This window comes from Thermonema lapsum (assembly GCF_011761635.1).
Classification (GTDB): Bacteria; Bacteroidota; Bacteroidia; order Cytophagales; family Thermonemataceae; genus Thermonema; species Thermonema lapsum.
This window is the reverse complement of the sequence record NZ_JAASRN010000002.1, coordinates 926,871-938,555: the sequence shown is the minus strand read 5'-3', so window position 1 is coordinate 938,555 and position 11,685 is coordinate 926,871. Positions and strand designations below refer to the sequence as shown.

The window sequence follows — 11,685 nt, the reverse complement described above, 5'->3', positions numbered from 1 at the left end:
TTCAAGCGCATACAAATTTAATACAAGCTATCTCTTTCACAAAAAGCAAGATGCTATTTGGCAGCGTGTTTCTGTCTTTCTAAAACAAAAGATATAAGGAAGAGGCATTGCAATGAAGTGCTTGTGTTAGTCAATAAGTGTTTTTTAAAAAAGTTTTTTACGTAAAAGAACGGCATTAAAAAAGATTCAATTTAATCTTTGAATGAGTCTATTTTGCCCTTACATTCACAAGAAAAAACTTGCTCAGCTTAGCCGAGTATAAAAAAATGCCCTTTGTTTTTAGCAAAGGGCAATGATATTGTCTTGATACAGTTGACTTATGAGCGTACCAAAGCTTCTTCTATTGCTTTACAGATTTTGGCGAAAATTTCGTCTATCTCACCAACACCGTTGATTTTGCGCAACTTGCCTTGCTTTTCGTAATAAGAGGCAACCGGCAGGGTTTCTTCCAAATATACCCGAATGCGGTTGTTTATTTTGGCTTCGTCTTGGTCATCCACACGCCCTTCCAGCTCAGCACGTTTTTTCAAACGTTTTTTCAGTTCTTCTTCAGGCACATCCAAAGCCACCATTATGCTTACCGAGGTATTGAACTCCTTGAGCATCTCGTCGAGGGCTTCTGCCTGTGATACCGTACGCGGAAAACCATCAAAAATGAATCCTTTTGCTCCTTGATGTGCCCGTATTTTGTCGGCAACCATATCAATCACTACTTGGTCGGGCACCAGTTCACCCCGTTCCATATATTGTTGAGCCAACTGACCCAAGGGAGAGCCTTCACTCAGATGCTTTCTGAAGAGGTCGCCGGTTGAAATATGCACTAATCCGTACCTATCAATGAGCTTTTTGCTTTGAGTACCTTTTCCCGCGCCAGGCGGACCGAATAAAACCAAATTTATCATGCTGTGTTCTAATTTTTGATATTTAGGTTATGCACAAGCGCTTAAAGATACAAAAAATCATGAATATCAAGTGCGTGCCGCCATATATTGCATGCGATAGAGGCGGGCATAGTAGCCATTTTTTTCGAGCAGTTGCTCGTGGTCTCCAATTTCTACGATTTGTCCTTTGTCAAGTACTATTATTTTGTCGGCATGTTGTATGGTGGACAAACGGTGAGCAATGACCAGCGCCGTGCGCCCTTTCATCAGTTTCTCGATGGCTTGTTGTATCAATTCTTCGGTTTCGGTATCTACTGAAGAGGTGGCTTCATCGAGCACGATGATTTCGGGATGATACACCATGGCGCGAATAAAAGAAATCAGCTGGCGCTGCCCCACCGAGAGGGTTGCCCCCCGCTCCATCACTTTGTAATCGAGTTGCCCGGGCAGTCGCTCTATAAAATCTTTTGCTCCTACCATTTCGGCAGCTTCCCATATTTGCGCATCGGTGATGTCGGGGTTGTAGAGCGTAATGTTGTCGCGTATGCTTCCTGAAAAGAGAAAAACATCTTGCAGCACCATGCCTATATGGCGACGCAGCACTTCCACGTCATATTCTTTAATATCTACTCCATCGACCAGTATGTTGCCACGCTCGATTTCATAAAAGCGATTCAACAGACTGATGATAGAAGTTTTTCCAGCTCCGCTTGCTCCCACAATAGCTACGGTTTCGCCTGCCTTCACTTTAAAACTGATGCCTTTCAAGACGTATTCACCGGGGTTATAGTAAAACCATACATTATCAAAGACCACCTCACCACGCAGAGCAGCGGGGCGGTAGCTCCCCGAATTGGTAATCATATTTTGATTATCGAGCAGCCTGAATATCCGCTCGGCACTGACGATGCCCATTTGAAGGATATTGAAACGGTCGGCAATAAGGCGTATAGGGCGAAAGAAAAGAGAGATATACATGATGAAAGCGATGAGGATACCTAAGGATACTTCTTGCTTCACCACCTCGCCGGCGCCATACCATACCAACAAAGCCGTGCCCAGAGCCCCTATCACCTCTGCCACAGGGAAATAAATGCTATAATAAAGCACCGATTTCAAGTTGGCGCGCCGGTGTTCGGCATTGATTTTTTTAAATTTTTTGAACTCATGTTCTTCGCTGCCAAATATCTGCACGATGTTCATGCCGGTGATGTGTTCCTGCACAAACGCATTGAGATTGGCTACGGCGTTGCGCACTTCCTTGAAAGCTACTTTTATTTTTTCCTTGAAGATGTAAGTACTCAACAATAGCAAAGGCAGCATGGAAAGACTCACCAGCGTCAAACGCCAGTCAGTATAAAACATCACTACCAAAATAGCCAGCAATTGCAGCACATCGGCAATCATGGCAGCCAAGCCTTGACTAAATACATCGGAAAGGGTTTGTACGTCGGAAATCACCCGCGTAACAAGGCGCCCGATGGGGGTTTTATCAAAAAAAGAAAGGCGTAGGCGCAAAATGTGGTTGTAAAGGCGTATGCGAATGTCGCGAATGATACTCTGTCCCAGCCACGCCGACCAATAGGTGTGCAGATATTGAGCGACGGTTTGCAATACCAACACCAGCAACATCAAAACGACCATCCACAGCAATCCTGCATATTTGCCAGCTTCCATGTAGTGGTCTACGGTGTACTGCACTAGATAGGGGCGCACCGGTCCCAGAATTGCCAAACTAAGCGTGAGGGCAACCACCCCCCAAAAGACTCTTTTGTAGGGCTTGGCAAAAGCAAAAAGACGCTTGGCTATATACCAATCAAATACATTCCCCGACTTGACTTGCTTTTCTTCATTCATGATATACTTGTTTTTCAGGCAAATAAGGATAACGCACTTCGGTCAGATAGAGTCCATTAGGCAAAGCCGATTTGCCCAGTAAACGACGGTCGCCGCTTTGTAGAGCTTCGTACCAGCTGTCTGCCGGATGCTTGCCGGCGCCTATCTCCCACAAAGAGCCCACAATGGTACGCACCATGCCACGCAAAAAGCGATTAGCACTAATGGTAAAACAAAGCGCCCGCGTACCGGTCAGAGGCAAGGTTTTCCATTCCCAGACTGCTTTGCTTATATGACACTCGTAGTGTTTCAAGTCTGTTTTGCCTGTTGCAAAACAGCGAAAATCTCTATGAGATAACAAGCCTTGCGCCAATTGGTTCATTTGCTCCACGTCGGCAGCATAGGAATAATAGGTAGCCAATTCGTGCAAAAAAGGCATGGGCTTGGTATAAATCCAATATTCATAAGTTCGAAGCGAAGCATCGAAGCGGGCATGCGCCTCCTCGGATACCTCTATGAGGTCGCGAATGACTATGTCGTTAGGCAGTAAGCCGTTCACTTTACCCAAAAAAATATGCTTTTCAAAAGGGATGAAGGCATCGAAATGGGCAAACTGCTGACGGGCATGTACGCCCGCATCGGTGCGCCCGCTGCCAGTAATTGTTACACTCTCGCGCAACAAGATGCTGAGGGCTTCTTCTATCTTTTGTTGAATGCCTATTGCATTCGGCTGGCGTTGCCATCCGCTGTAGTGTGTACCCTTGTATTGAATTTCGAGGAAATACCTGCGCTTCATAGGTCTTTGCTTAGGACAAAACTAAGGATTTATCTTTTCCATGATATAATTTTACCTTTGTTTTACAAGAAGCTGCAAAAATACTTTATCGTCATGGCAAGAACACCTACCTACAACATTCCTTTGGGCTTCGAGGCACCTGACTTTGCCCTACCAGATGTCATATCAGGGAAAATCATCAGACTCGAAGATGTGAAAGGCGAAAAAGGCACCGTCGTGGCTTTCATCTGTAACCACTGCCCCTATGTAAAGCATATGATAGATGCGTTTGTGGAAGTGGCGCAAGATTTCATGCCGCAGGGCATCGGTTTTGTGGCTATCAATGCCAACGACGTGACGCGCTACCCAGAGGATGCCCCAGACAAGATGTTGTTGTTTGCCCAACAGCACCGTTTCCCTTTCCCTTACCTCTTTGACGAAAGCCAAGAAACAGCCAAAGCCTATTTTGCTGCTTGCACTCCCGACATCAATGTATTCGATGCTTCTTTGAAATGCGTATATCGTGGGCAGTTCGATGCCTCGCGCCCGGGCAACGACATACCACCCACTGGCGAAGACCTGCGCAAGGTACTCCAAGCTTTGTGCGAAGGTACTCCTCTGCCCAGCCAACAAATGCCCAGCATAGGATGCAACATCAAATGGAAAGAAGGCAACGAACCGGCTTATTTTAAAAATTAAAACTGCATACTACCATGAAATACCGCTTGGAACTGTATTTTACTTTTCTGCTGCTGTTTCTTTGCCTTTTTGCTTGCGATTCACCTGAAAATGAAGCATGCCTGCCCGATGTGAATACAGATAATATAGACGTGCAAGTAAAAATAGTACGCACCGACAGCAGCCTGTTTGCCTGCAACAGCAAGGAAGAAGTGGCACGGTGGCTCAATCAATATCCGGAATTTGCAGAGCAGTATTTTTTGCGCTCCCGCTGGCCCAGTGACTCCCTTTTGGTTGAAGAGCTTTACAAACTCATCGATACACCTTCGTTGGACAGCGTGTACCAAGAGGTACAGGCAGCTTATGGCAACATGCAGTGGTTAAAAAAAGAGTTTGAAGATGCTTTTAAGAGAGTGAAATACCACTTTCCCAATTTCACCCCGCCGGTTATTTATACTTTCTTTACGGGCTATGGCAGCGGTGCCACAGTTACTCGTACTCCCGACCTGATGGTATCGGGCAATATGGTAGTCGTAGGCATGGAGTTTTTCATGGGACCCAACTACCGCTTTCAGCCCCCTTATCCGCTCTATATTGCCCGTCGCTATCATAAGGGCTCCATAGTGCCTTTTGTTTTGCAAATGATAGCTCCTCGTTTTATTGGCGAAGACCCGGAAGACAAAAGCATGCTTGCTGATATGATTTTTTATGGCAAAGCCTTCTATTTTGTCAAAAACATGCTACCCTGCCTACCAGATAGCACTCTCTTTGGCTATACAGAAAAACAGCTGCTTACCCTACAAGCCAACGAGCAAGCCATCTGGCGGCACTACATAGACAAAAACGTATTGTATGAAACCAGCCACTTGGTGAAAAAAGACTATGTGGACCCCGCCCCCTTTTGTTATCCTATAGGCAAAGACTGCCCCGGCGAAGTAGGACGCTGGAGTGGCTACCTTATCGTACGCCGCTATCATGAGCGCCACCCGGAACTTACTCTCAAAGACATATTGGCAGAAACCGATGCAAAAAAAATACTAAGGGAATCGAAATACAAAGGCAACTACTATACTACCGATTAGCCCAAGTACGAAACGGATAAAATGCCAAATATTGATTGAAATAGCGCACATCGTTTGACACCTCCTTGCCTACCCAAGGGGGTGTTTCTATATTTTCCGTTTCAGAATTCAGCTCTACCTCTGCCAGAATCAAGCCTTCGTTCTCACCGTGAAAAACGTCTATTTCCCAACATTTGCCGGCATATTCTACCTCATAACGTGTTTTCTCTACTTTGGGCAGTGGCAGCACACACAGCATCTGCTCCACGTCTTCTACTGGTATTTCATATTCAAACTCAACTCGCCGGATGCCCTCGCTCTTTCCTTTAATAGTTAAAAAGCCTTTTTCTCCTTTTTTTCTCACTCTTACACTGATTTCCGGCTTTTCTGTCAAATAAGCTTGAATGATTGGCTTACCTTTTTTGTTTGTAATAATACCCTTAACTTTCTCTTTATCAACAATAAATTTTCTTTCTATCTCCATCATAGCAAAATATTATTTTATATGTAAGCTTTTTTTATTACTTTATTTGACAAATCGTAGGCTAACTATGATTATTCAAAGACACAAGCCCTTAATTCAACTCATCAGCAGCGACTGGGCTTCGGCTATAGAGCTGGAAGAGAGACTGCTTTCTTTGGGGTATGTAGTATTAGCCAAAAGCAAGAGTTTTACGCAAGGGGCGGCTGTGCTTGAAAGCCACCAACCGGAACTCATCCTTGCCGAATGGGACAATACATACATAAATGACCCTTATTTTCAAGAGTTATTGCAAGACCCGCCTATTCCTGTTTTATTCGTAAGTCTGGCACTCACCCCTACTTTATATGATTTATGCCAGAAAAGCCGCATGGTGCATCTCATTCAACGTCCCTTTGCCGACATCGACTTGCACAATGCCATCCAACAGGCACTCAATATGGCAACTCTTCACAACCAATATACCAAATACGAAGAAGAGCTCAAACAAAATACACGTCTTCTCAATTTGTTTTTCAATCAAGCGCTTTCTGCCATCTTCTTTGCTATCACCCCCACACCGGTGCGCTGGCGTAGTGAGCTGCAAACCCCTCCTTTAGCTGTCTTGCGCCATTTACAAACTACTTTAATCATCACCAAACACAACCGCTCTTTAGCAGAGCAGTATCAATTGAAAGAGGAAGAAAGTTTTATCAAACAACCCTTGCAGCATCTGTTCCCCTCCGAAGAAGTGTATAAAAACTTTCTGGTGCACCTCTTAGAAAAGAAACAATGCCGCTTTGTGTTTTCCCAAACACTTCGAGACGGCAGTTTAGCCACCTACGAAGGCAACTACAGCCTCATTCTCGATGAACAAGGTGGAGTGATTGGCGTGCTGGGTATCCAACAAGACATCACCCATCGCAAGCGGTACGAGCAGCTGCTCAAAATCAGCAAGCAACGTTTTGAACGCGTAGCTGCTTATTCTCCCGACATCATTATTGTGGCGCACACACAAGACTTTCAAAGCATACGTTTCAGCTATATAAATAAACCTCATATCTTGGGCTTCCGACAAAATTCCATTGACAGCCTAAATAAACTCATGGAATTGGTGCACCCGCAGGATTTTCCTCTCATGCAGGCATGCTTTCAAGACATAAGGCAAGCTAAGGAGCACCCACCCATACAGATACGCTTGAAAAACCAAGTCGGCACATGGGAGTGGTTCCACTGCCAATATGTGGTTTTAAGCCCAGAGCATGACAGCCAAAATGCCCATTATGAGATTCTTTTTTACCTGCATAACCTCACAGAAAAAATACACTACGAAAACAAACTTAAAGAAGAGAAAGCCAACTTGCAGGCGCTTATTGAGAGCTCTCACAGTCCTATCTTTTCTGTGGACAAACAACTGAACATTAAAATCTGCAATACTGCCTTCTTGAATTTGGTACGCCGTTTCTATCCCGAAATAGAACAAATCACAGACCAGCCCTTGACGCAGGTATTTCCCAAAGAAGAAGCCTCCTTCTGGATAAGTCATATTCAAAAAGCTTTTCTCGGTGAAAAACAGGAAAGTGCCCATTCAATCCATTTCAAAAGACAAGGCAATACGCACTACGAAGCAGCTTTTTATCCCATCATAGAAGAATCTCAAATTACGGGCGTTACTGTCATTGCCCGCGACATAACCGAACAAGAAAATATGCGGTATGCGCTTGAAAAAAGTAACTACGAGCTTGATACTTTCATTTACCGCTCGTCGCACGATTTGCGCGCACCACTCAGTTCCATATTAGGCTTGCTGCAACTGTTGCGCATGCCACTACCCAACGAAGAAAAAGACCGCTACATTCAACTCATAGAAAGCAGTGTAGCAAAATTAGACCGCATCACTTACAGCTTAATTGACTTTTCGCGCAACATGCATTTGCCTTTAGAATTTCACTATGTAGAGGTAGAACAGCTCGTGTATAGCTGCTACGAGCAGCTGAAGCAGCTGCCCCATGCCGACCGTGTCAATATTCATCTGCACAACACCTGCAAGCAAGATTTGATTAGCGATGAAAACCGCCTGCGCATTATCATTTATCATTTACTTTCAAATAGCATACGTTATCAAGACCTTCACAAAGAAGAAACTCATGTGAACATCAGCATATCTTGTAACCAAGATAGTTGGAAGCTCTCTTTCAAAGACAACGGAAAAGGCATCCCAGAAGCAATAAAAAAAGACCTGTTTCGCATGTTTCAACGAAGCAATGAAGAAAACAGAGGTGCCGGCTTGGGATTGTATATCATCAAACAAGTCGTGCAAAAGCTACAAGGCGAGGTGCATATAGAATCTCAAATAGGTGAAGGTACTCAGGTCAGCATTACCCTGCCTTTGCTTAAAGAAACGGTAGTTGTGCTCTAAACATTTTTATTTTTGCCGAAAAAGTTTATTTTTGCTTAAAACTACAAGCTAACAACCTTATGGAAAAGTCACCTGCCGTTGACCTTGTGATGCTCGTTGATGATAACGACACCGATAATTTTATCAGCAAACGAATCATAGAAATTACGAAGTTTGCCAATAGAGTAGAAATCAAAAACTCGGGCAAGGGTGCGCTCGAATACCTTGAAGCCAACGTGAACACTCCCGAGAACCTCCCCGACTTGATATTTCTTGATATCAACATGCCCATTGTCGATGGCTTTGTGTTTTTGTTTGAGTTCGAGATGTTTCCTGAAGAGGTCAAAAAAAAATGCAAAATCATCATCTTATCGAGTTCCGACAACAAACGAGACATCGACAAGATTGTGGATAACGAATATGTAATTAAGTTTATCACCAAACCATTGACAGAAAACTCCCTTAACAGCGTGCGTGACTTGCTTAGCTCTATGGCATCATAAAAGTACTTCCGTTTAAATGAGAACTTCTATTTTTTTGCTGCTGTGCTTCTTCTGCGCAAGCAGCTCTCTTTCTTTTGCCCAATCAGACGACAACAGTGATTCTACCCGCCGAGCATCGCCTTGGAGCAAACAAGCCTCTCTCGGCTTGAACTTCTCACAGGTAACCCTTTCTAATTGGGCAGGGGGCGGGCAAAGCTCCATTTCCATTACTGGCTTGGCAAGCATCAATATCAAGCGAGAAACCGAACGAAGCAGCTGGCAAAACAGCCTCGACCTTGCCTATGGACAAGCCCGCCAAGGAGGCAGCGAGCGTCCCTTCCGAAAAACCGATGACCAAATCATTTTGAAGTCAAATTATAGCCGATACCTTTTCGGCAGTCGTCATTGGAAATTCAATGCCAACCTTGACCTCCGCACACAGTTCGACCAAGGTTTCAGATATGAAAAAGACCCACTGGGCAATGAACAAGAGGTGCTTATTTCCCGCTTTATGGCACCCGGCTACCTGAATACCGCCTTGGGGATAAGCTACAAAACAGACGGCTTTTCGGCTTCTCTTTCACCACTCTCTTCGAAGTTCACTTTCGTTTTAGATGATACCCTCTCCCAGCAAGGAGCTTATGGTGTAGAAGCCGGTAAAAAAGTTCGTGCTCAAGCGGCGGGCATCAGCCTGCAACTCAATGCCGACTATGAAATCATGGAAAATTTGCGTCTCAAGAGCTCTTTCCTCGCTTTTTCGGAATACAAAGACCAATTCCAAGAAATAGATGTTTTTTGGGAAAATCAACTGATTTTTAAAGTCAATAAGTTGTTCAATGCCACAGTTACTACCAATCTCATCTATGACGAAGATGTGGAGCTAAAGCGCGACGACGGCACGATAGGTCCGGCTACTCAATTCAAAAGTGCTATCAATATAGGTGTGCTTTATACACTTCCTATAACAAGGTAAAAAGCCAGCAGGAGTTTACTGGAAGGATGCGAAGTCTCGCATCCTTTTTATATTTGCATACCATCGCAAACTCAAACAGTTATGTCGAAAACATTTCAACGTTACACCATCACTGCGGCGCTGCCCTACGCCAATGGTCCTGTGCATATAGGGCACCTTGCCGGAGTGTATGTACCTGCCGATATCTATGCACGCTATCAGCGACTGCGAGGACGCGATATCCTCTTTGTTTGTGGCTCCGACGAACACGGCGTGCCGGTTACTATTCGTGCTCAGAAAGAGGGCATCAGCGTGCAAGAAGTCGTGGACAAATATCACAAACTCATCAAAGAATCGTTTGAGCATTTCGGCATCAGCTTCGACATCTATAGCCGTACCTCTTCGCCACTGCACCACGAAGTAGCCGCCAATTTTTTCAAAAAACTCTATGATGAAGGCAAGCTCATAGAAAAAACAAGCGAGCAGTTTTATGACCCAGAAGCAGGGCAATTCCTGGCAGACCGTTACATACAAGGAACCTGCCCTAAATGTGGCTATGCCAATGCCTATGGCGACCAATGCGAACGCTGTGGTTCTACCCTCAGTCCCGAAGAACTGCTCAATCCGCGCTCGATGCTGAGCGGTGCGCAACCCATAAAGAAAGCCACCAAACATTGGTATTTGCCCCTAAACGAATACGAAGATTGGCTGCGCCAATGGATACTCGAACAGCATCGCCACGACTGGAAAACCAATGTGTATGGGCAATGCAAATCGTGGATAGAGGCAGGACTGCAGCCAAGAGCCGTAACCCGCGACTTAGATTGGGGCGTAAAAGTTCCTGTTGAAGGTGCCGAAGGCAAGGTGCTTTATGTGTGGTTCGATGCCCCCATAGGCTACATATCTGCCACCATAGACTATTTCCAGCAAAAAGGCGAATCCGATAAATGGAAAGATTATTGGCAAAAAGAAGATACACGTCTTATTCACTTTATAGGCAAAGACAACATCGTTTTTCATTGCATTATCTTCCCGGTGATGCTCAAAGCGCATGGCAACTACATCTTGCCGGACAACGTGCCCGCCAATGAATTCCTAAACCTAGAAAATGAAAAAATATCTACCTCACGCAACTGGGCAGTGTGGTTGCACGACTATCTGAAAGATTTCCCCGACAAGCAGGATGTACTGCGTTATGTGCTCACCGCCAATGCCCCTGAAAGCAAAGACAACAATTTCACTTGGAAAGATTTTCAAGAAAAAAATAATAGTGAACTGGTTGGCAATATCGGCAACTTGGTAAATCGGGTGTTTGTGCTCACACAAAAATTCTTTGAAGGCAAACTACCAAAGGCAAACAAACCCAGCGATGATGACCTTGTGTTGCTGGAGGCTATAGAGCAGTATCCCGAAAAAATAGCCCAAGCCATCGAGCAGTTTCATTTTCGGGAAGGTTTGCAAGAGTTGATGAATTTTGCCCGCATAGCCAACAAATACCTCACCGACCAAGAGCCTTGGAAGCTCTTCAAAACTGACCCTGAGCGTACAGGCACGGTATTGCACTACTGCCTGCAAATGATAGGCAACTGGGCTGTATTGGCGCAACCCTTTTTGCCTTTCACTGCCCAAAAACTGCTGCAAGCATTGGCAATCGGCAGCCCAGCTGAATGGCAGCGCGCTGGCAATCCACAACTTTTGACAGAAGGCACCCCAATAAAAGAAATAGGACACCTGTTTGAAAAAATAGAAGACAGTGCCATTGAAAAGCAAATAGAAAAACTGAAGAAAATGAGCCAAGCAACACAAGCAAGCCAAGGCAATACCTACAAAGAGACCATACAATACGAAGACTTTGCCAAGCTCGACATCCGCATAGGCACCATACAAAAGGCAGAAAAGCTGCCCAAAAGTAAAAAACTGCTCAAATTGAGCGTGGACATGGGCAACGGTGAGGTACGCACCATTTTAAGTGGCATTGCTGAGCATTTTTCACCCGAAGAAGTCGTGGGCAAACAAGTGTGTGTGCTGGTAAACTTGGCACCTCGTAAGATGATGGGCTTAGAATCGCAAGGCATGGTGCTGATGGCAGAAGACCAAAATGGTAAACTGGTTTTTGTATCACCCGAAAACGCTGTGCAAGCTGGTGCCGTAGTAAGTTAAGT

At 44.9% G+C, this 11,685-nt stretch carries 10 protein-coding genes; 6 read left to right on the top strand and 4 right to left on the bottom strand.

Annotation, left to right across the window (positions count from 1 at the left end):
• Positions 1-317 precede the first annotated feature (317 nt).
• The 3 genes from FHS56_RS09535 to truA form a co-directional block, all read right to left on the bottom strand.
• Positions 318-902 carry an adenylate kinase gene (locus FHS56_RS09535; protein WP_166920101.1) on the bottom strand — a complete coding sequence of 195 codons (585 nt, stop codon included), beginning with the start codon at positions 900-902 and terminating at the stop codon, positions 318-320.
• A gap of 66 nt (positions 903-968) precedes the next feature.
• The gene (locus tag FHS56_RS09530) at positions 969-2,738 is read right to left on the bottom strand and encodes an ABC transporter ATP-binding protein (protein WP_166920099.1); all 1,770 of its coding nucleotides are present in this window, start codon (positions 2,736-2,738) and stop codon (positions 969-971) included.
• Entirely contained in the window at positions 2,731-3,513 is a 783-nt protein-coding gene (truA, locus tag FHS56_RS09525) for a tRNA pseudouridine(38-40) synthase TruA (RefSeq protein WP_166920097.1), read from the bottom strand. The genes FHS56_RS09530 and truA overlap by 8 nt, the downstream gene beginning before the upstream one ends.
• Positions 3,514-3,606: 93 nt before the next feature.
• Here truA and FHS56_RS09520 point away from each other — a divergent pair, with 93 nt between their 5' ends.
• A complete protein-coding gene (locus FHS56_RS09520; protein WP_166920095.1) occupies positions 3,607-4,191 on the top strand; it encodes a thioredoxin family protein in 585 nt (194 codons plus the stop codon).
• Positions 4,192-4,205: 14 nt separating this feature from the next.
• Entirely contained in the window at positions 4,206-5,252 is a 1,047-nt protein-coding gene (gene gldB / locus FHS56_RS09515) for a gliding motility lipoprotein GldB (protein WP_166920093.1), read from the top strand.
• Here gldB and FHS56_RS09510 read toward each other — a convergent pair.
• Positions 5,242-5,715: a CYTH domain-containing protein gene (locus FHS56_RS09510; RefSeq protein ID WP_243844204.1), complete on the bottom strand. Its 474-nt coding sequence runs from the start codon at positions 5,713-5,715 to the stop codon at positions 5,242-5,244. The two genes, gldB and FHS56_RS09510, sit on opposite strands and share 11 nt — an antisense overlap.
• Before the next feature lie 67 nt (positions 5,716-5,782).
• Here FHS56_RS09510 and FHS56_RS09505 point away from each other — a divergent pair, with 67 nt between their 5' ends.
• From FHS56_RS09505 to metG, 4 genes are all read left to right on the top strand, one after another.
• Positions 5,783-8,110, top strand: a complete 2,328-nt coding sequence (locus FHS56_RS09505) for an ATP-binding protein (RefSeq protein ID WP_166920089.1) — start codon at positions 5,783-5,785, stop codon at positions 8,108-8,110.
• A gap of 59 nt (positions 8,111-8,169) precedes the next feature.
• Positions 8,170-8,592: a response regulator gene (locus FHS56_RS09500; RefSeq protein WP_243844197.1), complete on the top strand. Its 423-nt coding sequence runs from the start codon at positions 8,170-8,172 to the stop codon at positions 8,590-8,592.
• A gap of 16 nt (positions 8,593-8,608) precedes the next feature.
• Positions 8,609-9,544 (top strand): DUF3078 domain-containing protein, encoded by a 936-nt coding sequence (locus FHS56_RS09495; protein WP_166920086.1) that lies wholly within the window; start codon positions 8,609-8,611, stop codon positions 9,542-9,544.
• An 81-nt stretch (positions 9,545-9,625) separates the two neighbouring features.
• Positions 9,626-11,683, top strand: coding sequence for a methionine--tRNA ligase (gene metG, locus FHS56_RS09490; protein WP_166920084.1), 2,058 nt, complete (start codon positions 9,626-9,628; stop codon positions 11,681-11,683).
• The last annotated feature ends 2 nt before the right edge of the window (positions 11,684-11,685 follow it).